Origin of the sequence: Corallococcus silvisoli, assembly GCF_009909145.1 — a bacterium.
In the GTDB taxonomy this organism is placed as follows: Bacteria; Myxococcota; Myxococcia; order Myxococcales; family Myxococcaceae; genus Corallococcus; species Corallococcus silvisoli.
In genome coordinates this window covers 906,728-929,855 of record NZ_JAAAPJ010000001.1, presented here as the reverse complement: position 1 = coordinate 929,855, position 23,128 = coordinate 906,728, and the positions used below count along the sequence as shown (strand labels likewise).

Here is a 23,128-nt window from a genome sequence, read left to right as displayed (position 1 = left end):
TCCGCCTCAGGTCCCGGTACAATCTCCAGATTGTCATGATACAATCTGGGGCATGTCCCGCTCCACCTGGAAGCCACGTCTGAAGCGGTCCGGCGGTCCCTTGTACGCGGCGCTCGTCGACGCGCTCTCCGCGGACATCAGCTCGGGGCGGCTTCGCGCGGGGGACCGGCTGCCCACGCACCGGGAGCTGGCGAGCACGACCGGGGCCTCGCTCGGGACCGTGACGCGGGCCTACGCGGAGGCGGAGCGGCGGGGCCTCATCTGGAGCCAGGTGGGCAACGGCACGTTCGTGAAGAACCTCCGGGAAGGAGACCATTACTCACCCCAACCCGACCGGCTGCGCATCGACCTGGGACCCACGGCCGCGCCCCTCGTGCCCGGGGACCTGGGGCACCTCGCGCTCGCCGCCGCGCTCCGACGGCTGGGGGAGCGCGCGGACCTCACCGGGCTCAGTGGCTACCAGGCGCACGCGGGCACCGAGGCCCAGCGGAGCGCGGGGGCCCGCTGGCTGTCACTCGCGGGGGTCGCGGCCACGACCGAGGAAGTCACCGTGTGCGGCGGCGCCCAGCACGCCACCTTGATGGTGCTGTCCCTGCTCGCGAATCCGGGCGGATTGCTGGTGGAGGACATCACCTATCCGGGGGTCCTCGCCACCGCGGAGTGGCTGCGGCTGCCCACCCATCCGGTCGCGCTCGACGCGGAGGGGCTCATTCCCGAGGCGCTCGCGGAGGCTTGCCGGAAGAGCGAGGCCCGGGTGCTCTACTGCACCCCCACGAACCACAACCCCACCACGACCATCATGCCGTTGAAGCGACGGCAGGCCCTGGTGGAGGTCTGCCGCGAGTTCGACGTCACGATCGTCGAGAACGGAGCGCTGGCGCCGCTCGTCGACAAGGCCCCGCCGCCGCTCGCGGCCCTGGCCCCCGAGAGGACGTACCACCTGGGAAGCCTGTCGAAGGCCGTGCTGCCCGCGCTGCGCGTCGGCTACATCCGGGCGCCCGTCGCGTCCCGGAAGGCGCTGGAGCACGCGGCCGCGGCGACGGTCTGGTCGGGCTCTGCGCTGCTGACGGAGATCGCCACGCAGTGGGTGACGGATGGCACCGCCGAGTCCCTGCGCGACGCGCGGCGGGTCGAGGCCACGGCGCGGCAGGCCCTGGCGGCCCGCGTGTTGAAGGGGCACCCGTACGTCGCGCACGACCGCGCCTACTTCCTGTGGATGCCCCTGCCCGGGCATCGCCGCGCCACGGAGCTGGTGGAACAGGCCGCCGCGCACGACGTGCTGATCGGCCCCTCGCACCTGTTCGCGGCCCGGCCGGGCCAGGCCCCCAATGCGCTCCGGGTGTCGCTCGGCGCGGCCAGCTCGCGCGCGGAGCTGGAGCGCGGGCTGAAGACGCTGGCCGGACTGCTTGGCGCCACGTCACCGACGCCGCGGCGACTGGTCTGACGCATCACCCCTCACCTCCATCCTGGATGTGCCCATGACGTCTCTTCTGTCCCGCCGTGGTGGACGCCTGTCGCGAGCACGCATGGCGCTGCTCCTCATGGGGCTGACCGTTCCCTGGATGGCGACGGGAGCGGAAGCCGGGGACCCGCTCCAGCAACGCCTCGACTTCTCGGACGCCTCCTTCCGTTGGCCGACGCGCATCCGAGACACCCTCACTCCACCCCGCTGGCTGCCCGAGGGCGAACGGTTCGTGTACTGGTCCATGGTCGAGCCCTATCGCGAGACCTGGGTCCTGGTGGATGCGCGGCGGCGCACCCAGCAGCCCCTGCTGGACGCGGAGTCCCTGAGGTCCCAGCTCACGCAGCTGTTCGGCAAGCCGGTCGCGGTGTCCGGCGCCATGCCCTTCACGCTCACGCCGGATGCGAAGGGGATCGTCTTCTCCGTCCAGGGCCGGGCGTTCACGCTGGGGCTGACGGACCGCCGCGTCGTGGAGCGGCCCGCCACGGATCCGGTCGCGCTGTCGCTCCGGCCCGACAACCTCCTCGCTCCGGAGGGCGGGGCGATCGCGGTGCAAGGGGACACGGGCGTCAAGGTGGTCGACGCCCAGGGCGTGACCCGGATGGAGCGCACCGGCGAGGAGGACTCCACCTGGAAGCTGCCCGCGTCGGCGTGGTCTCCCCAAGGCCGCTTCCTCGCCGTCTGGCGCGAGGACACGCGGGGCGTGCACCGGATTCCGCTGGTCGACTACGGCACCGCGCTGGAGCAGGTGACATGGGCGCCCTACTCCAAGACGGGGACGCCGCTGATGCGCTCGGAGCTGAACTTCGTCACGGTGGCGACGGGACAGGTGACGGCCGCGCCCGGTGACGCGACGGAGCGCTACGACTGGCTCGCGGGCTGGCGTCCGGATGGCAGCGAGGCGCTGGTGCTCCAGCTCTCCCGGGATGGCAAGCGGCTGGACCTGGTGGCGGTGGACCCGGCGACGGGCAAGCACCGCCGCGTGCTGCGCGAGGAGCGCCAGGAGACCTTCGTGGGGGCGCTGGACTTCGCGGTGGAGGGGTGGTCCCGGCAGGTGACGCCGCTGCCCGACAACCGGCACTTCCTCTGGATGTCCGAGCGCGACGGCTGGCGGCACGTCTATCTTTATGACTATTCAGGCAAGCTCGTGCGCCAGCTCACCCGGGGCGCGTTTCCGGTCCACGCGGTGGCCGGCGTCTCGCCGAAGGCGGACGTCTTCTTCGTGCTCGCGTCCGCGGAGCCCGGGGCCCCGTATGAACGCCACGTGTACCGGGCCTCGCTGGAGGGCGGCGCCCTGAAGCAGGTGTCCGCCGGGCCCGGGATGCACCGGCCCGTGCTGTCACCATCCACGCGGTACTTCGTGGATGGGCACTCCTCGCGCGAGCAGCCGAGGGTCTGGGACGTGGTGTCCGCGGACGGGCGGCAGACCTTCCGCTACGCGAAGGCGGACACCCGCGCCCTGGCGGAGCTGCACTACACGCCGCCGGAGCCCCTCACGGTCCAGGCGGCGGACGGCACCACGCCCCTCTACGGCGTGCTGTACAAGCCCTGGGACCTCGATCCGAAGAAGCGCTACCCCGTCATCGATGTCATCTACGCGGGACCGTTCACCACGGTGGTGCCCTGGTCCTACGTGGGCACGACGGAGTCGCTCGTCGCGCACTCGCTCGCGCAGCTGGGGTTCATCGTCATGGTGCTGGACGCGCGGGGCACTCCGGGACGGAGCAAGGCGTTCCAGGACGTGAACTACGGCCGCGTGGGGCAGACGGAGATTCCGGACCACGTCGCGGCGCTCAAGCAGGCGGGCGCGAGCCGGCCGTACATGGACCTGGAGCGCGTGGGCATCCAGGGGAGCTCCTGGGGCGGCTACTTCGCGCTGAGGGGGATGCTGACCGCGCCGGAGTTCTTCAAGGCCGGCTATGCGGGAGCGCCTGGGGCGCTGACGGAGGAAGCCATCATCAACGAGCCGAACATGGGCCTGCTCACGGAGAACCCGCGGGGCTACGCGGCGGGGTCCAACGAGGCGCTGGCGGACAAGCTCCAGGGAGCGCTCAAGCTGATGCACGGGACGAGCGACGTGAACGCCTCCCTGTCCACGACCATGCGGATGGCCCAGGCGCTGGTGCGCGCGAACAAGCACTTCGACCTGCTCATCCTGCCCGGAGAGGCACACAGCCCCCGCCCGCCCGCCAGCCGGTACTTCCTGGACGACGTGCGCCGGTTCTTCCTGCGGGAGCTGGGCGAGCCCCGCTGACGAGCCCCCGGGAGGCAGCGTCACCCCTCGCGCGTGATGTTGCCTTCCAACCCCGGCGCGCCCAGCGCCATGCCCAGCGCGGCCAGCGCCGTGAGCCCCGCGGCGATGGCGAACTGGACGGCGAAGTGCCCACGCGCCAGCGACAGCGCCGCCACCGCCAGCGAACCGCCCAGGAGCCGCATCGAATAGAGCGTGCTCGTCACGATGCCCCGGTACTGCCACGGGGCTCGCGACTGCGGCCCCAACAGCGAGCTGCTGGCCGCCGGGCCCACGCCCATCCCCACCAACGCCAGCGCCGCGAACGTGGCTGGGACGCCCCACCCTCGCAGCGCCGCCACCGACAGCAGCCCCGCGCCCGTCGCCGCCAGCGCGAAGCCCAGCCCCACGCTCGCGCGCATGCCGCCCCGCACCAGCACCTTCACCCCGAACGTCGACCCCACCGACCAGCCCAGCAACATCGGCACCAGCGCCAGCCCCGCCCCGATGGGCGAATAGCCGCCCCGCTCCGTCATCCACAGCGGCACCCACGCGGACAGCGTGTACAGCAGCGCGCCCGCGAACAGCCCTCCCGCGATGCCGCTGACCACCGTCCGGTCCATCACCAGGGCTCCCGGCAACAGCGGCGCCGCCGTCCTGCGCTGCTGCCACACGAACAGCGCCGCCATCCCCACCGCCCCCAGCGCGCACACCCCGCGCGCCTGGGCCGCTCCCGGCTCCAGCGCGAAGAGCAGCAGCGCCACCGTGCTCCCCGCGAGCACCGGTCCCCAGGCATCCAGCGCCGTCGCGCCGTGCCGCGACGGGTCCCGGTACGACAGGTGCAACAGCAGCGCGGACAGCACACCCACCGGCAGGTTCACCAGGAACACCCACCGCCACGAGGCGTGCATCACCAGCCAGCCGCCGATCAGCGGCCCCAGGGCGTTCGCCGCGCCCCACGCTCCGGTGAACATGCCCTGGATGGCCGCTCGCTCGCGCAGCGTGTAGAGGTCCGCGCTGATGGTCAGCGTGGTGGGCTGCAACGCTCCCGCGCCCAGCCCCTGCAGGACCCGGAACCCCACCAGCGCCGGAACGGACGTCGCCAATCCACACAGCGCCGAGCCCACCAGGAACAACCCCATCCCCGCGAAGAACACCGGCTTGCGGCCCAGGCGGTCCGCCAGCTTGCCGCTCACCAGCACCCCCACCGTCGACGCGAAGAGGAACGCGGAGAACACCCACGAGTAGAGCGAGTCCCCGCCCAGCTCCCGCGTGATGGTGGGCATGGCGCTCGTCACCACCGTGCCCTCGAAGGCGCTCACCACCAGGGCCAGCAACACCGCCCCCGTGGCCACTCGCCGTGCCCCACCGGGCGGCATCCTGCGGCCCGCGTCCACCGTCCCACCGCTTCCATCCATGGTCTCTTCCATACGCCCCGGAGGGCCCTACGGAAACCGCCTCGTCGCCGCGCGCGCCCCTCGCCTCCGAGGCCCGCGCCTGGCTCCGGGTAGGCAGTCAGGCTCTGGGCAGGTGATTCCCGGGCGCTTCCCCCGGACCGGGGCTTCACCTAAGACACGACTCGCGAAGCGCGCGCTGGAGGCCGGACCACGTGAAGGCGGACGAGCTGTTCAGCGGCGCGGGGGAGATGGCCGCCCGGATGCGCGCGAAGGACTGGGCGGCCACGCCGCTGGGGCCCGTGGAGGGCTGGCCCGTCTCGCTGCGGACCCTGGTGCGGACGATGATCCACTCGCGCCACCCGATGTTCCTTTGGTGGGGGCCCCAGCTCATCCAGCTCTACAACGATGCCTACGTGCCCAGCTTCGGCCGGGGGAAGCACCCCGAGGCGCTGGGGATGCCCGGCCGCGAGTGCTGGCCGGAGATCTGGCCCATCATCGGACCGCAGATCGAAGACGTGATGCGCGAGGGGAGGGCCAGCTGGAACGAAGACCAGCTCGTCCCCATCTTCCGCAACGGCCGCATCGAGGACGTCTACTGGACCTATGGCTACTCGCCGGCCTTCGACGATGCCGGCGCGATTCACGGCACGCTGGTGGTCTGCACCGAAACCACCCCGCGAATCCTCAGCCGACAGGCCCTCCAGCGGAGCGAGGAGCGCCTTCGCCGCGTCGTGGAGGCTTCCGGGGCAGGCACCTGGGAGCTGGAGGTCCACTCCGGCCAGATGCACGTGGATGAGCGGATGGCCCTGATCTTCGGACTCCCCCGGGCCGGTGGATTCGACCTCGGGCGGGTGCTCGAGCGCGTCCATCCCGATGAGCGCGACGCCCTGCGCGGGGCCATCGACGCCACGCTCGCGGGAGGGCCCCAGGGCCGCTACTTCATGGAGCACCGGGTGGTGACGGCGCCAGGCGCCCACGCCTGCTGGGTCGAGGCACGCGGGCAGGTGACCTTCGACGCGGACGGCAAGGCCCTCCAGTTCGTCGGAACGGCGCTCGACATCAGTGAGCGCAAGCGGGCCGAGGAAGAGGGCCGGCGCGCGCGACAGGAGCTGCAGAGCTTCCTCATGCAGGCCCCACTCGGCATCGCCCTCCTCAGCGGTCCGCGCCACGTCTACACCTTCGCGAACGCCCCCTTCATGTCCATGCTGTTCGGGGGCCGTCCCGCGGAGGACCTCCTGAACCGGACCGTGCGCGAAGCGCTGCCGGAGCTGGAGGGCCAGGGCTATCACGAGCTCCTCGACAGCGTGTACCAGACGGGCAAGAGCTTCCACGGCGCCAAGCAGCGCGCCTCCATTGTCCAGGCCGACGGAACCGAGCGGGAGATGTTCGTCAACTTCACCTACCAGGCGAAGCGCGACCCGTGCGGGCGCATCGACGGCATCCTGGTGGTCATCTACGAAGTGACCGATCAGGTCAACGAACAGAAGGAGTTCGAACAGCTCGCGGAGAACCTCCGCGCGGCCATCGTGTCGCGGGACACGTTCCTGGGCGTCGCCTCGCACGAACTCAACACCCCCCTGACCACGCTCAAGTTGCAGATGCAGCTGAGCCAGCGGCTCTTCGACAGCCAGGGCGCGGAGGCGTTCAGCCCGGCGCGGATCAAGAAGCTGCTCGACAGCACCCTGCTCCAGGTGGAGCGGTTGGGGCGCCTGGTCAACGACATGCTGGACGTGTCCCGCATCAGCTCCGGGAAGCTGTCCATGACGCGCGTGCGGACGGACCTCTCCGCGCTGGTCCCGGAGGTGCTGGAGCGCTTCGCCCCACAATTGGAGGGGGCCGGAATCACGCTGGAGCGGGACATCGAAGGTGGCATCGTGGCCCCACTCGACGCCACGCGCATCGAGCAGGTGATGGCGAACTTCATCATCAACGCCATCAAGTACGCGCCCGGCAAGCCCGTGCACGCGAGGGTCGAACGCAGGGCGCGGCGCGTCCGGGTCAGCCTGCGGGACGAAGGCCAGGGCATCTCCGCGGAGCACCACGAGCGCATCTTCGTCCGGTTCGAGCGGGCGACGTCCGCGAGCGAGGCCAGCGGGCTGGGGCTCGGCCTCTACATCGCGAAGCAGATCATCCAGGGCCACGGGGGGACCATCGCGGTCGAAAGCGAGCCCGGCCGCGGTGCCACCTTCAGCTTCGAGCTGCCACTGGATTAGAAGGGCCGCATGCCCCGCATGGACAGCTTCGTGGAGTACACGGTGGAGTTGATGGAGCCGCTCGGCCCGGTGCAGGCGCGCGCCATGTTCGGCGGCTGGGGCCTGTACTTCGGCGGCCGGATGTTCGCGCTCATCATCCAGGGCCAGCTCTACCTCAAGGTGGATGACGTCACCCGCCCCGCCTTCGAAGCCGAAGGATGCCGGCCCTTCGTCTACGAGAGTCATGGCAAGGCCCAACAACTGGGCTACTGGACGCCCCCCACGGACGCGGAGGACGACGGCCGCAGGCTGCTGCCCTGGGCCCGCCGAGCCGTGGACGCCGCCCAGCGCGCCGCGATGAAGAAGGCCGCGAAGAAGGCACCCGCGGCGAAGAAGCAGCCCGCCGCGACGAAGCAGCCCGCCGCGAAGAAGCCACCCGCGGCGACGAAGCAGCCCGCCGCGAAGAAGGCGCCTGCGGCGAAGAAGCAGCCGCGCGTCAGGCGGTCTTGATGGCGGCCACCTCGCCGAGCCCCAGCTCGGCGATGGAGACCTCGCGCATGCGGAACTTCTGCACCTTGCCCGTCACCGTCATCGGGAAGCTGTCCACGAACTTCCAGTGGCGGGGAATCTTGAAGGTGGAGATGCGGCCGGAGCAGAAGGCCGTCAGGACCTCCGCGGACAGCGTGGCGCCGGACTTCAGGCGCACCCACGCCATCACCTCCTCGCCGTACTTCGCGCTGGGCACGCCGATGACCTGCGCCTCGCTGACCTCCGGGTGCGTGTGGAGGAACTCCTCCACCTCGCGCGGGTACACGTTCTCCCCGCCCCGGATGATCATGTCCTTGATGCGGCCGACGATCTTCACGTAGCCGTCCGCGTCCATCGTCGCCAGGTCGCCCGTGTGCATCCACCCGGCCCGGTCGATGGCCGCCGCGGTGGCCTGTGGGTTGTCCCAGTACCCGAGCATCACGCTGTAGCCCCGCGTGCACAGCTCCCCGGGCTGCCCCTGCGGCACCACCGCGCCGGTCTCCGGATCCACGACCTTCACCTCCAGGTGCGGGTGCACGCGGCCCACCGTGGCCACGCGCTTCTCCAGCGTGTCATCCAGGGGGTTCTGCGTGGACACGGGCGACGTCTCCGTCATGCCATAGCAGATGGTGACCTCCCGCATGTGCATGCGCGACTGCACCTGCTTCATCACCTCCACCGGACACGGCGAGCCCGCCATGATGCCGGTGCGCAGCGACTTCAGGTCGAACTCGCCAAAGCGCGGGTGATCCAACTCCGCGATGAACATCGTGGGCACGCCATAGAGCGACGTGCAGCGTTCGGCCTGCACGGTCTGGAGCACCGCCAGCGGCTCGAACGCCTCCCCCGGAATCACCATCGTCGAGCCATGGGACGTGCAGGCCAGGTTGCCCATCACCATGCCGAAGCAGTGGTAGAAGGGCACCGGGATGCACACCCGGTCCTCCGGCGTGTAGCGAAGCACCTCCCCCACGAAGAAGCCGTTGTTGAGCACGTTGTGGTGCGACAGCGTCGCGCCCTTGGGGAAGCCCGTGGTGCCGGACGTGTACTGGATGTTGATGGGGTCATCGAACTGGAGCGACTGCTCGCGCGCCTCCAGCACGTCGTCCCCCACGCTCGCTCCGGCCCGCACCAGCCGGTCCCAGTCCGTGTCCAACACCAGCGCCTCGCGCAGTCCCGCGCAGCGGGGCCGGACCTCCTCCAGCATCCGCGTGTAGTCCGTCTGCCGGAAGCCCTTCGCCAGCAGCAGGACGCTCACGCCGGCCTGGTTGAGCGCGTACTCCAGCTCCGACGTGCGATAGGCCGGGTTCAGGTTGACGAGGATGGCGCCCGTGCGCGCCAGCGCGTACTGCGCCACCGTCCACTCGAAGCGGTTGGGCGACCAGAGGCCCACGCGGTCCCCCTTCTGGACCCCCAGGGCCAGCAGTCCCTTCGCCACCTCCGTCGTCGCGTCCCAGAACTGGCGCCACGTGACACGGTAGTTCTGCGAGGCCACCACCAGGGCCTCGCGCTCGCCGTACCGCTCGACGGTGCGGCGCAGGTTCTGACCGATGGTTTCCCCCAGCAGCGGGGTGGCGCTGGTGCCATGAGCGTAGGAGAGGGCGGTCGTCATGCCCCCATCGTCCCCAGGGCCGCCCCGCGCCGGCAAGCGCCAGCGTGACGGGGAGTTCCCCGGCTGACCGCCCGCCTCCAGAGCGCAGCCCCACCCCAGCCCGCCGAGCGACCGCGACGTTTTCCCGGCGACCGCATCCACGTCCGGAACCCCGTCGCGATGCCCCGGGCGCCCAGAAGAACCCCCACCGGGCCCTCCGCTGTCGTTCCAGCACGGGAAACAAGGAAAACGCCGCACCGGCACGCTATTCTGACGCAACGCCCCATGGACGATCCGAACGCCCGACTGGTTGCCACCCTGCTGGAGGCGCGACAGCGCCACTGCTTCCCCCCGGACGTCCGCAAGGCGGCGCCGGAGTTCGTCGCGCAGGTGCTGGGGCTGCTCTTCCCCCACTTCGCGGAGCGGCTGGAGTGCAACGCCGCCGCGGTGCGCCGGGACGTCACCGCCGTGGAGGCGAGCCTCCAGCGCATCCAGGCCCTGCTCGCGCCGCACTACCCCGTCACGGACGCGGGCATGTCCGGGCGCTTCATGGCGAAGCTGCCGGACCTCTACGACTGGCTCCAGCAGGACGCTCGCGCCATCTTCGAGGCGGACCCCGCCGCGCGCAGCGTGGACGAGGTGGTGCTCACCTACCCGGGCTTCTACGCCATCGCCATCTACCGCGTGGCGAACGCGCTGCACCGGCTGAACTTCCCGCTGCTGCCGCGCCTGCTCACCGAATACGCCCACCAGCGCACCGGCGTGGACATCCACCCGGGCGCCACCATTGGCCGCAAGTTCGTCATCGACCACGGCACGGGGGTCGTCATCGGTGAGACGACGGTGATTGGCGACAACGTGAAGATCTACCAGGGCGTCACCCTGGGCGCGCTGATGGTGGAGAAGGCCCTGGCGGACAAGAAGCGCCACCCGACCATCGAGGACGACGTGGTGGTGTACGCCAACGCCACCATCCTCGGGGGCGGGACGGTGGTGGGCCGGGGCAGCATCATCGCCGGCAACGCGTGGCTCACGCAGAGCGTGCCCGCCCAGTCCGTCGTCACCCGCCGCAGCGAGGTGCGGGCGCGACAGGGCGACGAAGGCCTGGACGTCCTCGACTACCAGATTTGAGTTTTCCCTCACGCAGTGCCCGTTCCCCACACCGGAGACGCCATGAAGGTCGACAACATCCTGCAGACCATTGGCAACACGCCGCACGTGCGCATCAACCGGCTGTACCCCTCGCGCGTGTCGGTGCACATGAAGCTGGAGCGCGCCAACCCGGGCGGCAGCATCAAGGACCGCATCGGCCTGGCGATGATTGAGGACGCGGAGAAGCGGGGCCTCCTCAAGGAGGGCAGCGTCATCATCGAGCCCACCAGCGGCAACACCGGCATCGGGCTGGCCATGGTGGCCGCGGTGAAGGGCTACAAGCTCATCCTGGTGATGCCGGAGTCCATGAGCATCGAGCGCCGCCGCGTGCTGGCCGCCTACGGCGCCTCCTTCGACCTGACGCCGCGCGCGCTGGGCATGAAGGGCGCCATCGCCCGCGCCACGGAGCTCGTCTCCCAGACGCCCGGCGCGTGGATGCCGCAGCAGTTCGAGAACGAGTCCAACATCGAGGTCCACAAGCGCACCACCGCGCAGGAGATCCTCAACGACTTCCCGGACGGGCTGGACTACCTCATCACGGGCGTGGGCACCGGCGGCCACATCACCGCGTGCGGGGAGATCCTCAAGGCGAAGTGGCCCAAGCTGAAGGTGTTCGCGGTGGAGCCGGTGAAGTCACCCGTCATCAGCGGCGGCCAGCCGGGCCCGCACCCCATCCAGGGCATCGGCGCGGGCTTCATCCCGAAGAACCTCCACACCGACATCCTCGATGGCACCATCCAGGTGGATGAGAAGGACGCCTTCGAGTTCTCCCGCCGCGCCGCGCGCGAGGAGGGCATCTTCGTGGGCGTGTCCTCCGGCGCCGCGCTGTCCGCGGTGAACCAGAAGCTGGCGGAGATGCCGGACGGCAGCCGCGTGCTCACCTTCTGCTACGACACCGGCGAGCGCTACCTCTCCGTGGAGAACCTCTTCCCCGCGCAGTAGCCGTGCGCCCCCCGGTCCGGGTGGAGCACCTCACCCGGGCCGGTACTCGCGCACCAGTTCCACCAGCCGGTCCATCTCCGCGTCCGTGTTGTAGAAGTGCGGAGACAGGCGGATGCGCCCGCGCCGCACGGAGTGGGACACCTTCTTCTCCGACAGGAAGGCGCTGAGGGCCCGGACGTTCGCCCCGGGCGGCAGGAAGGTGAGGATGCCCGCGCGGTCCCGGGGCTCCGGCCCTACCTCGCAGCCCAGCCCGCGCAGGCCCATGTCCAGGCGGGCCAGCAGCTCGCCAATCCTCCCGCCAATGGCCTCGGGCCCCACCTCCAGCAGCAGCTCCAGCGCGGCGCCCATGGCGTAGATGCCGGGGTACGCGGCGCTGCCCTCCTCGAACTTCGCCGCGTCCGGGCGCAGCTCGAAGTGGGAGCGGTTGAAGTTCCACGCATCGGTGGTGCTGCGCCAGCCGACCAGCGCGGGACGCACGCGCGGCAGCACGTCCCTGGCCACGTACAAGAAGCCAATGCCGGAGATGCCCAGCATCCACTTGTGGCTGTCCGCGCTGAGGAAGTGGACGCGGCTCTTCTTCACATCCACCGGGATGCAGCCCACGCTCTGGATGCCGTCCACGCACAGGAGCACGCCCGAGCACTCGCACAGCGCCCCCAGCGCGTCCAGGTCCGTGCGGTGGCCGGTGGCGAACTGCACGGACGACACCGCCACCAGCCGCGTGCGAGGGGTGAGCACCGACGCCACCGCCTCCGGCGTCACGCCCCCGTTCGGCGCGGGAATCTCACGCACCTCCACGCCCCGGGCCTGGAGGTGCAGCCACGGGTAGACGTTGGAGGGATATTCGAGGCTCGTCGCGACGGCGACCTCATCCCCGGGCCGCCAGTCCAACCCCTCCGCGACCAGGCCCAGGCCGTGGCTGGTGTTGCGCACGAAGGCCACCTCGTCCGGCGAGGCCCCGATGATGCGCGCGGCCAGCCCCCGCACCTTCTCGCTGTGCGCCTCCCAGCTCCGCTCGTTCAGGACGCCGTGGTTCACCAGGTCGTCCATCCACGCCTTCACGGCCGTGGCGGCGCGCAGGCTCGTGGGCGCGACCCCGGCGTGGTTGAGGTAGAGCTGCTCCTTCAGGACGGGGAACTCGGCGCGGTAGGGCTCGAACGAGAAGCTCATGGGGCCCCGAGTGTATCCACCCGCCCCGCGTCAGGGACGGCCCGTGACGCGGGACGTGCGCTACCTGTCACCCCACCCCCGCCTGCTCCTCGCGCGGGGGAAGCGCCAGCGGCGGAGTCACCTCCGGAGCGGCGTCGTGTGGCGCGGGCGCGTCCCAGCGGATCCACTTCAGGTCCCGGACGAACAGCGTGTAGAGCACCGGCACCAGCAGGAGCGTGAGCACCGTGGCCACCGTGAGGCCCCCCACCTGCGCGTAGCAGAGCGGCTGCCACAGCGGGCCGCCATGCAGGGCGAGCGGGATCAACCCGAGCACCGTCGCCGCCACCGTCACCAGCACGGGCCGCAGGCGCATCAGCCCCGCGTCCAGCAGCGCCTCCCGGAGGGGCTCGCCGCGCTCGTGCGCCTCCTCGATGTAGTCGAAGAGCACGATGATGTGACTGACGATGACGCCCATCAGGCTGATGATGCCCAGGAAGGCCATGAAGCTGAGCGGCGCGCCCATCACGTCCAGGGACACCACCGCCGCCACCGCGCCGAACGGGAGCGCGGCGAACACCACCAGCGGCTTGATGGCGTTCTTGAACTGCACCGCCAGCGCCACGTAGATGGCGACGAGCAGCATCCCCATCACCATCGCCATGCTGCGGAAGCTCTTCACCTGCTCCTCCGCCTCGCCGCCCACCTCCAGCGTGTAGCCCACGGGCAGGCGCGAGCGCAGGGCATCCAGCTTCGGCTTCGCCAGCTTCATCACCTCCGACGGCAGCACGCCCGCCTGCGGGAACGTGGCCACGGTGATGGTGCGGAACTGGTTGCGCCGGCGGATCTTCTCCGTCTGGAGCGAGTACGCCACGTGCGACACCTGCCGGAGCGGCACCTTCTGCGGCCCGGTGCGCGAGCTGACATACAGGTTCTCGATGTCCCCCAGCCCCGCCCGCTCGTCCGCGCGCAGGCGGGCCACGATGTCGATTTGATGGTTGCCTTCGCGCAGCTGGCCCACGGTCATGCCGTTCATCGCCACCGCGGAGGACGTGGCCACGTCCAGGTTGGTGACCCCCGCGAGGTTGGCGCGGTCCGGGTCCACCTCCAGCTTCACCGCGAAGGTGTCGCTGCCCCAGTCGTCGCGGGTGCGCGCGGTGCCGGGCGTGCTCCGGAACAGCGCCTTGGCCTCCTCCGCCAGCGCGCGCAGCTGCCCGATGTCCTCTCCGGAGATGCGCACCGACACGGGGATGCCCACGGGCTTGCCCGTCTCCAGCTCGCGCACGTCCAGCCGCGCGCCGGCGATCCTGCGGGAGAGCTGCTCCTGGAGGAGCGGCACCAGCGCGCGCGTGTCCTCCTTGTCCTCCACCTGGAGCAGGAGCTGCGCGTAGTTGAGCTGCTGCTGCTCCGGCGCCACGGAGAACCAGAAGCGCGGCCCGCCTCCGCCGACGAACTCCGTCACCGACGCCAGCACCTCGCGCGGCTCGCCGTCCGGTCCCGGGTGCTCGCGGCCGTACTGCTCCGCCACCTCCCGCACCACCGTCACCGCCTGGGCGGAGGCGTCGCGCGTCGAGGACAGCGTGGCGTCCTCCGGCAACCACACGTCCACGTAGGACAGGTACGACAGGTCCTTGGGGAAGAAGGCGGACTTCACCCGCGTCCCGGCCAGTCCCCCCAGCACGAGCAGCAGGCCCGCGATGCCCACCACCACGAAGCGGTGGTCGATGGCCCAGCCCACGACCTGGGCATACCGGCGCGCGAAGCCCTTCGAGCGCCGCTCCCGCGACGACGGCTCCGGCGTCTTCGGCGCCCGCAGGAGCGTGGAGCCCAAGAGCGGCACGAACGTCATCGATACGATGCGCGACGCGACGAGCGACAGCGTGAGCACGATGGGCAGCGAGTGGATGAACTTCCCCGTGTCCCCCGGCAGCGTGAGGAACGGCAGATAGGCCGCGATGTTGGTGAGGGTCGCGAACAGGATGGCGGTGGCCAGCTTCGTGGGCCCCAGCCACGCGGCGACGCGCGGCTTCCACCCCTGGGAGAGCGAGTGCTTGATGGCGTCGCTCGCCACCACCGGATCATCCACCAGCAGCCCCAGCGCGATGATGAGCGACGCGATGGAGATCTGCTGGATGTCCACGCCGAACAGGTGCATCAGCCCGAACGTCATCGCCAGGGTGATGGGGATGGACAGGGCCAGCAGCAGCGCCGTGCGCCACTCCCAGAAGCCCACCAGCGCCACCAGCACCACCAGGAAGATGGCCTCGTACAGCGACGACATGAAGAGGTGGACGTTCTCCCGCACCTGGAGCGGCTGGTCGGAGGTGCGGCGGATGACCAGGTCCTCCGGCAGCAGCTTCTTCACCTGCGAAAGCTCCGCGTCCACCGCGGCCCCGAAGTCGCCAATCTGCTCGCCCGGGCGCATGTTGACGGCCAGGGTGATGGCGCGCGTGCGCGTGAAGTGGCCCTGCGCGTCGCGGGCGTTGAGGTAATGCAGGAAGCGCGCGGGGCTCTGGTAGTCGCGCCGCACGTCCACCAGGTCGCGCAGGTACACGGGCGCGCCGCCGCCGCTCGTCGTCACCACCACGTCGCCCACCTGCCGCTCGCTGCTGAACTCGCCCGACGGGTCGATGGTCACGCTCCGGCCATCCACCTCCACGATGCCTCCCGGCGCGGTGATGTTGCGTCCGGCGAGCAGGCTGGAGAGGTTGGACTGCTGGAGGCCGTACGACGCCAGCCGCTCCTGCGAGTACTCCAGGAACACCTTCTCCGGCAGCACGCCCGTGCGCGTCACCTTGGACACGAGGGGGAGCCGCTGGAGCCTGCGCTGGAGCGCGTCCGTGAAGTCGTCCAGCTCGCGGTAGCTGTAGCGGTCCCCCGCGCCCTCCTCCAGCCGGGCCCGAGCGTCCTTCGGGTCGCGCACCACCAGGGGGCGCCAGACGTCCGGGTGCAGCTCGGACACGCTCAGGTGTCCGTGCACGAAGCCGCGCAGGTGCTCCAGCAGCGCGGCGTCCGTCAGGGGCGTCGCCACGTCCACGCCGATGAAGCCGGGGCTCTGGAGCAGGTACGCGTCGCTGTTGCCGGGCAGCGCCTCCAGGAAGCGCCGGGCGTCCTCCCCCAGCCGCTGCATGGAGGCCGCGTTGATGGACGGCGGGAAGTTGACCACCAGGGTCGCGCGGGGCCCGGGCGCGGCGGCGGCGCCCCGCACCTCGGTGATGGCGTGCGAGAGGGCCCGGGCGCGCAGGTCCAGCTCCACGGGGCTGGCCTTGGGGCTGGACACGGTGAGCAGCAGCGTGGACGTGTCACCGAAGTCCTTGAGGAACTGGATGGGGCCCGCGCCCGAGGGCAGGTCGCGAAGCGTGTTGAGCCGGCCCTGGATGTCGTCGAACTCCCGGGCCCGGTCCGCCACGTCCTCCTTCAGCGTGACGTAGACGACGGACAGGCTGGTGCGGCTGATGGACTCCACCTTCTCGACGGAGGCGTTCTCCGCCAGCTTCTGCTCGATGCGGCGGGTGACCAACTGCTCGATCTTCTCCGCCTCCGCGCCCGGCCACAGGCAGGTGGCCACCGCCACGCGCACCGCGATGGCCGGGTCCTTCGCCTTGGGCATCTGGAGGTAGCCGTAGACGCCCCACACCAGCGTGAAGACGAGCGCCACCCACGCCACGTGGCGCGTCTCCGTGAAGTAGCGCGCGGTGTTGTGCTTGCCGTTCACCAGCGCTTCGTCCCGGGCGCGCTCCTTCGCCGCATGGGAGGCGTGCGCCGGGCCTTCCCCGGGGGCGCTCACGGAATCACCTCCACGGGCTCACCGTCGGACAGGAGGCTCGCGCCCTGCACGGCGATGCGCTCCCCTGCCTGGAGGCCCGCCTTCACGGGGATGATGTTGCCCAGGTAGTCCCCCAGCTGGACCTCGCGCGCCCGGGCCACGGGCCTCGCGCCCTGCCCGTCCGCGATGACGAAGACGGCGAAGGCGTCCTGCTGCTTCGGCGAGCGGACGATGGCGGCCAGGGGCACCAGCAGCTCCTGCGCCACCGCTTCGCCCTTCGCGCTCAGGGACAGCGCGGCCACCATGCCCGGGCGCAGGCGTTGATCCGCGTTGGGGATGGACACCTCCACCTCGAACACGCGGCTCTTGGGGTCCGCCGACGGCGCGATGCGGGAGATGCGCCCCTCGAAGGACTGGCCCGCGTACGCCTGCGTCGTCACCGTCTGCGGCGCGCCCAGGCGGATGGCGGGCAGCACCGTGTCCGGCACGCCGAACACCACGCGCACGGTGCGCGTCTGCGCCACGGAGAGCGCGAAGGTGCCCGGCGCGGCCAGGGCGCCCACCTCCACGGGGCGCTTGAGCACCACGCCCTCCAGCGGCGAGCGCAGCGCCGTGTCCGCCAGCGCCGAGCGGGCCTCCTCCACCCGGGCCCTCGCCGCGGCCACCGCGCCCGCCGCGCTGTCGCGCTGCGTGCGGGCCGTGTCGAGCTGCGCGGGCGTGGCCACCTCTCCCGCGACCAGCTTCGTCGTGCGGTCGAAGTGGAGCTGCGCCTGCTCCTCGGAGGCGCGGGCCTGGGAGAGGGCCGCCTGCGCCTCCGCGAGCTTCTGCTGGAAGTCCCCCTTGCGCAGCGACACCAGCTCCATGCCCTCGCGCACGGCGTCGCCCTCCTGGAGCAGCCGGGGCGCGCCGTCCACCCCGCGCACCTTCGCGATGGACTCCACGTAGCCCCCGACCTTGAAGGCCAGGTCCACGCGCGTCGCGGGTTGGATCTCCGCCGAGTAGCGCGCTCCGGAGCCCGCCTCCGCCCGGCCCACGACGGCGACCTTCACCGCGGTGGGCTCCTGCGGTGGAAGCGCGCGCTCACCGCACGCCAGGGTGGTGAACGCCAGCGCTCCACCGAGCAGGGATTGCTTCAGCATGGGGGACTCCAGGAGAGGGGAACGACTACAGGACGACGAGCAGGCCCAGCGAGGCCGTGGGGTACACCGTGCGCAGGCCCAGCGTGCTCGAGCCCACCTGGAGCTCCCGCACGTCGGTGAAGGTGAAGCCCGGGCCCGCGCGCGCCGACAGGCCCACGCGCCCGGCGCCCGGCCGCCACATCACGCCCAGCGTCGGCTCCAGGAAGGCCGTCGTCGTGTAGTCCTTGCGGTCCGGCACCCCGGCGGTGGGCCGCGCGACGAACTCCTCCAGGCCCACCGACATCCCCACGAACGGCCGCACCGTGCCGTCCGCCAGGAAGGCCAGCGTGTAGCGGCTGTCCATGCCCACGCCGAAGTTGAGCTTCACGTCGCCAGCGCCCACGCCGCTGAAGCGCGCCTTCGCCCCCAGCGACCGGTTCCATCCACCCGCGCGCCCCATCAGGCCGAACGCCAGCCGCGAGTCCCGCGACGGCGCCACCTCCGCCCGCACCCCGTACAGCGAGCCGTCCAGCGCGGGCGGCTGCAGCTCCAAGAGGAACGCCCCGCGCCGCTGCTGCTCCTGCCCCGTGGACGAAACACCCACGTCCTGGGCCACCGCCGGCACCGCCGCCAACGCCGCGACCACCGCCACAGGCTTCACCCACCGCATCGACCGACTGGCTTCGACTCGCATGGACTTCCCCCTTCAATTTAGTCACTCGACTAATTTAGCTACACGACTAACTAAGACCGGCGACGCGAGATGTCAAGCCGAGGGCAGGACGTCCGCCCTTGCGGGGTGGGAGGCCGTGCCCTATGGGTCAGGGATGCCTTCTCCGCGTCGAGGAAAGACCGCCCCCCCGTCCGCTCCGGAGCCTGACGCCCGGGCGCGCCTCATCGCCGCGGGCCAGCGGGTGTTGGGGGAGCGGGGCTACGACGCCGCGACGGTGAAGGAGGTCGCGCGTGAGGCGGGGGTGAACCAGGGCCTGGTGCACTACTACTTCGGCAGCAAGGACGCGCTGCTCCTGGCCGTCACCCAGGAGGCCAGCCGGCAGTACATGTCGGAGCTGGAGCGGCTGCGCGCGCAGACGCCGGTGGAGGAGCTGGCGGAGACGGCCTTCTCCTGGGGCGAGAAGCTGGCCACGGACGCGCCGGGGACGTGCCGGCTGCGCTACGAGCTGTTCGCCCTGGGGCTGCGCAACCGGGAGCTGACGCCCGCGGTCTCCCAGCTGCTGGGCCAGGGGGACAGTGAGATCGCCCGCACCGTGGCGCACGTGCGCTCCGGCCGAGACACCGCCCCCAGCGCCGAGGACCTGCACTACGCCGTCATCATCAAGGCGTGCGTGGACGGGCTCGCGCTGCACCACCAGCTGGACAAGGACTTCGACCCGCTGCCGGTCTACGCGCTCCTGCGCCGCATCATGCTCGCGAGCATCGAACAGCCCGCCCCTTCCCGCCCTCCCGCGCGCAAGCCGAAGGCACAGGGGCGCAGAGGGGTGCGCACGCCGCGCAAGCGCCCGACGCCGGGCGCGCGCAGGCGCTGAGCCAGGGGACGGGCCGGCGCGGCGTCATCGCGTCCGGCGCTTCGGCCTCCGCGCGGGCCTCATCACCTCCGACGCCAGCGCCAGCAGCGCCGTGCGCAGCCAGCGGCTCTTCGGGTCCTCCTCCACCTGACGGTGCCAGTACAGGTGCAGGTCCACGGGCGGCAGCGACAGCGGCACGGGCAGCAGGTGGTTGCCCAGCCCCGCGTTGAGCGCCTCCGCGTGCCGCCGGGGCATCGTGAGCAGCAGGTCGGAGCCCGTGACGATGCGGCACGCGGCCTCGTGGTGCTGGCAGCGCACGGCCACGTCGCGCTGGTGCCCCAGCCGGCCCAGCACCAGGTCCTCGAACGCGAGGCCCGTGCGCCGGGACGACACGGCGACGTGGCGCGCGGACAGGTACGCGGCGGAGGACAACGCGCGGCGCCGGGACGACACCACGCACAGCTCGTCGCGCAGGAGCACCGCGTGCCGCAGGTCCGGTCCGGTGGGCTGCGCCACGTCCACCGCCAGGTCCAGCCTCCCCGACGCCAGGTCCCGCTCCAGCCGCGTGCGCTCCAGCCGGACGCTGGTGACGCGGGCCTCCGGGGCGCGGACGCGCAGGCGCTCCACCCACGCGGGCAGCAGCGACGGCTCCAGCACGTCGGGCATCGCCAGGGCCACGTGGAGCACGTCGCGCGCGGGCTCGAAGTGCCGGGTGCGGTGCACCGCCTGCTGGAGGAGCGCGAGCGCGTCGCGGATGCCCGGGGCCAGCCGCTCGGCCAGCGCCGTGGGGGCCACGCCCCTCCCCTCCCGGATGAAGAGCGGTTCGCCCAGCTGCTCGCGGAGGCGGGACAGGGCGTGGCTCACGGCGGAGGGGCTGAGGAACAGCGCCTCCGCGGCCCGGGCCAGGTTGCGCTCGCGCAGCACCACGTCGAACACCCGGAAGAGGTTGAGGTCCAGCGCCGGGCGGACGGACGAATCCTGAACAGGCTTCATGAGAACACATGACCAACATTCAGTGGCTTCATCAACCCGCCGGGGCGCAGGATGCCGCGCATGGACTTCCAGCCCTCCGCCAGGACGACCGAATACCTGGAGCGCGTGAAGCGCTTCATGGCTGACCACATCGAGCCGGCGGAGGGGGCCTACCTCCAGGCGCTGCACGGCATGGAGGCCGGCGGTGACTGGCGCCAGTGGAAGGTCCCGCCCGTGATGGCGCAGCTCAAGGCCCACGCGAAGGCCGAGGGCCTGTGGAACCTGTTCCTCCCGGACGCGAAGCTGGGCGCGGGGCTGAGCACGCTGGAGTACGCGCCGCTCGCGGAGGCCATGGGCCGCAGCTTCATGGCGCCAGAGGTCTTCAACTGCAGCGCCCCGGACACCGGCAACATGGAGGTGCTCTGGCGCTACGGCTCGCCGGAGCAGCAGGAGCAGTGGCTGAAGCCGCTGCTCGCGGGCGACATCCGCTCCGTGTTCTGCATGACGGAGCCGGACGCGGCGTCGTCGGACGCCACCAACATGCAGGCCACCGCCGACGTGGACGGCGACCACGTGGTGCTCAACGGCAAGAAGTGGTGGTCCAGCGGCCTGGGCCACCCGAAAGCGAAGGTGGCCATCTTCATGGGGCTCACCGCCCAGGCGGGCGCGGACCGCCACCACCGCCACTCCATGGTGCTGGTGCCGCTGGACGCGCCGGGCGTGGAGATCATCCGCATGCTGCCGGTGTACGGCGACCATGACGCCCCGCACGGCCACGGCGAGGTGCACTTCCACGACGTGCGCCTGCCGAAGTCCGCCATCATCTCCGGGCCGGGCATGGGCTTTGAAATCGCCCAGGGCCGCCTGGGGCCGGGCCGCATCCACCACTGCATGCGCTGCATCGGCGCGGCGGAGCGGGCGCTGGAGCTGATGATCGACCGGGGCATGGCGCGCACGGCGTTCGGCAAGCCGCTGCTCAACCTGGGCGGCAACCGCGAGCGCGTGGCGGAGGCGCGCATCGCCATCGACCAGGCCCGCCTGCTCACGCTGTACGCGGCCTGGAAGCTGGACGAGGTGGGGGCGCTGGGAGCGATGACGGAGATCTCCGCCATCAAGGTCGTGGCCCCCAACGTGCTCCAGCAGGTGGTGGACGACGCCATCCAGGTCCACGGCGGCGCGGGGGTGTCGCGCGACACGCCGCTCGCGGGCTTCTTCGCCCAGGCGCGCAGCCTGCGCATCGCGGACGGCCCGGATGAGGTGCACAAGGGCGTCATCACCCGCATCGAGCTCGCGAAGCGCGGCTTCAGCAAGGGAGGCTGACCATGACGACCCCGGTCTCCATCCCGCTGGACGAGGGCAAGGCCGTGCGCTCCGGCGAGGCGCTGGACGTGGCCGCCGTGGACGCGTGGCTCAAGGCCCAGGAGCCTTCGCTCGCGGGCACGCCGGAGGTGACGCAGTACACGGGCGGCGCGTCCAACTGGACGTACCGGCTCAAGTACGAGAACCGCGACCTCATCCTGCGCAGGCCGCCCGCGGGCACCAAGGCGAAGTCCGCGCACGACATGTCGCGCGAGTACACGGTGCAGCGGGCGCTCAAGCCCGTGTACCCGGTGGTGCCCACGATGGTGGGGCTGTGCCAGGACCCCGCGGTGCTGGGCGCGGAGTTCTACGTGATGGAGCGCATCCCCGGCCTCATCCCGCGCAAGCACCTGCCGCGAGGGGTGAACCTGGACAAGACACAGACGCGTCAGCTGTGCCTCAACGTCGTGGACCAGCTCATCGCGCTGCACGGCGTGGACGCGCAGGCGGTGGGGCTCCAGTCGCTGGGCAAGGGGCCGGGCTATCCGCAGCGGCAGATCTCCGGCTGGTCCGACCGCTACGAGAAGGCGCGCACCTGGAACGTGCCCAAGATGAAGCGCACGCGCGAGTGGCTGGCCGCGCACGTGCCCCCGGACCTGCGCACCTGCGTCATCCACAACGACTGGCGCTTCGACAACGTGGTGCTCCACCCGGAGGACCCCACGCGGGTCATCGGGGTGCTGGACTGGGAGATGGCCACGCTGGGCGATCCGCTGATGGACCTGGGCAACACGCTGGCCTACTGGGTCCAGGCGGATGACGACGTGTTCCTGCGCATGACGCGCCGGCAGCCCACGGACCTGCCCGGCATGCTCCGGCGAGACGAGGTGGTGGCGTACTACCTGGAGAAGACCGGACTGAAGCCCGCCAACTGGACCTTCTACGAGGTCTACGGCGTCTTCCGCCTCGCGGTCATCGCGCAGCAGATCTACTACCGCTACCACCACAAGCAGACGCGCAACCCCGCGTTCAAGAACTACTGGCTCATCGTCAACTACCTCGCCTACCGCTGCCGGCGGCTCATCAAGAAGGCGGGGGGCTGATGGGCGCCCTGTACCTCGTGCGCCACGGACAGGCGTCCTTCGGCGCGGCGGACTACGACAAGCTCTCCGACGTGGGCGTGGAGCAGGCGCGCGTCCTGGGAGAGGCGCTGCGCTCCCGCCTGCCCACGGTGGACGTCGTGGTGACGGGCACGATGCTGCGCCACCGCGAGACGGCGGACGCGTGCCTCCAGGCGCTGGGCCACCCGGTGGAGACCCGGCGGCAGGTGGCGGGCTTCAACGAGTTCGACCACGTGGAGGTCGTGGAGCGCCACACGCCGCGCTTCGCGGACCCCGACGTGATGCGGGAGGAGCTGGCGGCCATGAAGGATCCGCGCCGCGCCTTCCAGGAGCTGTTCACCCAGGCCGTCGCACGCTGGGTGGCGGGCGGCCACGACGGCGAGTACCGGGAGTCCTGGTCCGCCTTCAAGGCGCGCTGCCTGGACGCACTGGCCGCGCTGGTCGCGTCGCTGGGGCCCTCGAGGACGGCGCTGGTGTTCACTTCCGGTGGGCCCATCACCGCCATCGCCCAGGAGCTGCTGGGCATCCCGGACGCGCACGCCTTCCGGATGAACTGGACGCTGGCCAACTGTGGAATCACCAAGGTGCTCTACAGCGAGCGGGGCAGGTATCTGTCCACGCTCAACGAGCACGGCCACTTCGAAGGGGCGCACCGCTCGCTCATCACCTACCGCTGACCGGCGGGGCTC

General features: G+C 71.2%; 17 protein-coding genes. 10 read left to right on the top strand and 7 right to left on the bottom strand.

The annotated features are described in order from the left end of the window. Window positions 1–52: 52 nt before the first annotated feature. Both GTY96_RS03750 and GTY96_RS03745 read left to right on the top strand, forming a co-directional pair. On the top strand, window positions 53–1,444 hold the full coding sequence (locus GTY96_RS03750) for an aminotransferase-like domain-containing protein (protein WP_161663851.1): 1,392 nt from the start codon (window positions 53–55) through the stop codon (window positions 1,442–1,444). A gap of 34 nt (window positions 1,445–1,478) precedes the next feature. Next, entirely contained in the window at window positions 1,479–3,716 is a 2,238-nt protein-coding gene (locus tag GTY96_RS03745) for a S9 family peptidase (protein WP_161663850.1), read from the top strand. Window positions 3,717–3,736: 20 nt separating this feature from the next. Here the strand turns inward: GTY96_RS03745 and GTY96_RS03740 are convergent, their stop codons facing one another. Continuing rightward, a complete protein-coding gene (locus GTY96_RS03740) occupies window positions 3,737–5,110 on the bottom strand; it encodes an MFS transporter (RefSeq protein ID WP_161663849.1) in 1,374 nt (457 codons plus the stop codon). Window positions 5,111–5,301: 191 nt separating this feature from the next. Between GTY96_RS03740 and GTY96_RS03735 the strand changes: the two genes are divergently transcribed. Both GTY96_RS03735 and GTY96_RS03730 read left to right on the top strand, forming a co-directional pair. Continuing rightward, window positions 5,302–7,302 carry a PAS domain-containing sensor histidine kinase gene (locus GTY96_RS03735; RefSeq protein ID WP_161663848.1) on the top strand — a complete coding sequence of 667 codons (2,001 nt, stop codon included), beginning with the start codon at window positions 5,302–5,304 and terminating at the stop codon, window positions 7,300–7,302. 9 nt (window positions 7,303–7,311) lie between these two features. Next, window positions 7,312–7,791, top strand: a complete 480-nt coding sequence (locus tag GTY96_RS03730; RefSeq protein ID WP_161663847.1) for a TfoX/Sxy family protein — start codon at window positions 7,312–7,314, stop codon at window positions 7,789–7,791. On the opposite strand, the gene GTY96_RS03725 is transcribed toward GTY96_RS03730, so the two are convergent. Next, window positions 7,778–9,421 (bottom strand): AMP-binding protein, encoded by a 1,644-nt coding sequence (locus GTY96_RS03725; RefSeq protein ID WP_143898559.1) that lies wholly within the window; start codon window positions 9,419–9,421, stop codon window positions 7,778–7,780. The genes GTY96_RS03730 and GTY96_RS03725 overlap by 14 nt on opposite strands. 264 nt (window positions 9,422–9,685) lie before the next feature. Here GTY96_RS03725 and epsC point away from each other — a divergent pair, with 264 nt between their 5' ends. Together epsC and cysK are read left to right on the top strand one after the other, a co-directional pair. After that, window positions 9,686–10,531 carry a serine O-acetyltransferase EpsC gene (epsC, locus tag GTY96_RS03720; RefSeq protein WP_161663846.1) on the top strand — a complete coding sequence of 282 codons (846 nt, stop codon included), beginning with the start codon at window positions 9,686–9,688 and terminating at the stop codon, window positions 10,529–10,531. A gap of 42 nt (window positions 10,532–10,573) precedes the next feature. Further along, entirely contained in the window at window positions 10,574–11,494 is a 921-nt protein-coding gene (gene cysK, locus GTY96_RS03715; RefSeq protein WP_161663845.1) for a cysteine synthase A, read from the top strand. Window positions 11,495–11,524: 30 nt separating this feature from the next. On the opposite strand, the gene GTY96_RS03710 is transcribed toward cysK, so the two are convergent. The 4 genes from GTY96_RS03710 to GTY96_RS03695 all read right to left on the bottom strand — a co-directional run bounded on the left by GTY96_RS03710 (window position 11,525) and on the right by GTY96_RS03695 (window position 18,218). Further along, a complete protein-coding gene (locus tag GTY96_RS03710; protein ID WP_161663844.1) occupies window positions 11,525–12,664 on the bottom strand; it encodes an aminotransferase class V-fold PLP-dependent enzyme in 1,140 nt (379 codons plus the stop codon). Between the two features lie 67 nt (window positions 12,665–12,731). Next, window positions 12,732–16,427: an efflux RND transporter permease subunit gene (locus GTY96_RS03705; RefSeq protein WP_161663843.1), complete on the bottom strand. Its 3,696-nt coding sequence runs from the start codon at window positions 16,425–16,427 to the stop codon at window positions 12,732–12,734. Further along, window positions 16,424–17,545, bottom strand: a complete 1,122-nt coding sequence (locus GTY96_RS03700; protein ID WP_143898548.1) for an efflux RND transporter periplasmic adaptor subunit — start codon at window positions 17,543–17,545, stop codon at window positions 16,424–16,426. Before GTY96_RS03700 ends, GTY96_RS03705 begins: the two co-directional genes overlap by 4 nt. A 25-nt stretch (window positions 17,546–17,570) precedes the next feature. Then, the gene (locus tag GTY96_RS03695; protein WP_161663842.1) at window positions 17,571–18,218 is read right to left on the bottom strand and encodes a hypothetical protein; all 648 of its coding nucleotides are present in this window, start codon (window positions 18,216–18,218) and stop codon (window positions 17,571–17,573) included. 133 nt (window positions 18,219–18,351) lie between these two features. On the opposite strand from GTY96_RS03695, the gene GTY96_RS03690 reads away from it, so the two are divergent. Continuing rightward, complete coding sequence (locus tag GTY96_RS03690; protein WP_161663841.1) at window positions 18,352–19,068, top strand: TetR/AcrR family transcriptional regulator; 717 nt, start codon at window positions 18,352–18,354, stop codon at window positions 19,066–19,068. Window positions 19,069–19,092: 24 nt separating this feature from the next. On the opposite strand, the gene GTY96_RS03685 is transcribed toward GTY96_RS03690, so the two are convergent. Then, on the bottom strand, window positions 19,093–20,040 hold the full coding sequence (locus GTY96_RS03685; protein ID WP_161663840.1) for a LysR family transcriptional regulator: 948 nt from the start codon (window positions 20,038–20,040) through the stop codon (window positions 19,093–19,095). Between the two features lie 60 nt (window positions 20,041–20,100). Between GTY96_RS03685 and GTY96_RS03680 the strand changes: the two genes are divergently transcribed. The 3 genes from GTY96_RS03680 to GTY96_RS03670 are packed head-to-tail and all read left to right on the top strand — an operon-like array spanning window position 20,101 to window position 23,116. Continuing rightward, complete coding sequence (locus tag GTY96_RS03680; RefSeq protein WP_161663839.1) at window positions 20,101–21,339, top strand: acyl-CoA dehydrogenase family protein; 1,239 nt, start codon at window positions 20,101–20,103, stop codon at window positions 21,337–21,339. A 2-nt stretch (window positions 21,340–21,341) separates the two neighbouring features. Further along, window positions 21,342–22,421 (top strand): phosphotransferase family protein, encoded by a 1,080-nt coding sequence (locus GTY96_RS03675; RefSeq protein WP_161663838.1) that lies wholly within the window; start codon window positions 21,342–21,344, stop codon window positions 22,419–22,421. After that, a complete protein-coding gene (locus GTY96_RS03670; RefSeq protein ID WP_161663837.1) occupies window positions 22,421–23,116 on the top strand; it encodes a histidine phosphatase family protein in 696 nt (231 codons plus the stop codon). Before GTY96_RS03675 ends, GTY96_RS03670 begins: the two co-directional genes overlap by 1 nt. Window positions 23,117–23,128: the final 12 nt, after the last annotated feature.

Coding starts and splice junctions, on each gene's coding strand:
- GTY96_RS03750 (WP_161663851.1), top strand. CDS start 53: ATGTCCCGCTCCACCTGGAAGCCACGTCTGAAGCGGTCCGGCGGTCCC.
- GTY96_RS03745 (WP_161663850.1), top strand. CDS start 1,479: ATGACGTCTCTTCTGTCCCGCCGTGGTGGACGCCTGTCGCGAGCACGC.
- GTY96_RS03740 (WP_161663849.1), bottom strand. CDS start 5,110: ATGGATGGAAGCGGTGGGACGGTGGACGCGGGCCGCAGGATGCCGCCC.
- GTY96_RS03730 (WP_161663847.1), top strand. CDS start 7,312: ATGCCCCGCATGGACAGCTTCGTGGAGTACACGGTGGAGTTGATGGAG.
- GTY96_RS03725 (WP_143898559.1), bottom strand. CDS start 9,421: ATGACGACCGCCCTCTCCTACGCTCATGGCACCAGCGCCACCCCGCTG.
- epsC (WP_161663846.1), top strand. CDS start 9,686: ATGGACGATCCGAACGCCCGACTGGTTGCCACCCTGCTGGAGGCGCGA.
- cysK (WP_161663845.1), top strand. CDS start 10,574: ATGAAGGTCGACAACATCCTGCAGACCATTGGCAACACGCCGCACGTG.
- GTY96_RS03710 (WP_161663844.1), bottom strand. CDS start 12,664: ATGAGCTTCTCGTTCGAGCCCTACCGCGCCGAGTTCCCCGTCCTGAAG.
- GTY96_RS03700 (WP_143898548.1), bottom strand. CDS start 17,545: ATGCTGAAGCAATCCCTGCTCGGTGGAGCGCTGGCGTTCACCACCCTG.
- GTY96_RS03695 (WP_161663842.1), bottom strand. CDS start 18,218: ATGCGAGTCGAAGCCAGTCGGTCGATGCGGTGGGTGAAGCCTGTGGCG.
- GTY96_RS03690 (WP_161663841.1), top strand. CDS start 18,352: ATGCCTTCTCCGCGTCGAGGAAAGACCGCCCCCCCGTCCGCTCCGGAG.
- GTY96_RS03685 (WP_161663840.1), bottom strand. CDS start 20,040: ATGAAGCCTGTTCAGGATTCGTCCGTCCGCCCGGCGCTGGACCTCAAC.
- GTY96_RS03680 (WP_161663839.1), top strand. CDS start 20,101: ATGGACTTCCAGCCCTCCGCCAGGACGACCGAATACCTGGAGCGCGTG.
- GTY96_RS03675 (WP_161663838.1), top strand. CDS start 21,342: ATGACGACCCCGGTCTCCATCCCGCTGGACGAGGGCAAGGCCGTGCGC.
- GTY96_RS03670 (WP_161663837.1), top strand. CDS start 22,421: ATGGGCGCCCTGTACCTCGTGCGCCACGGACAGGCGTCCTTCGGCGCG.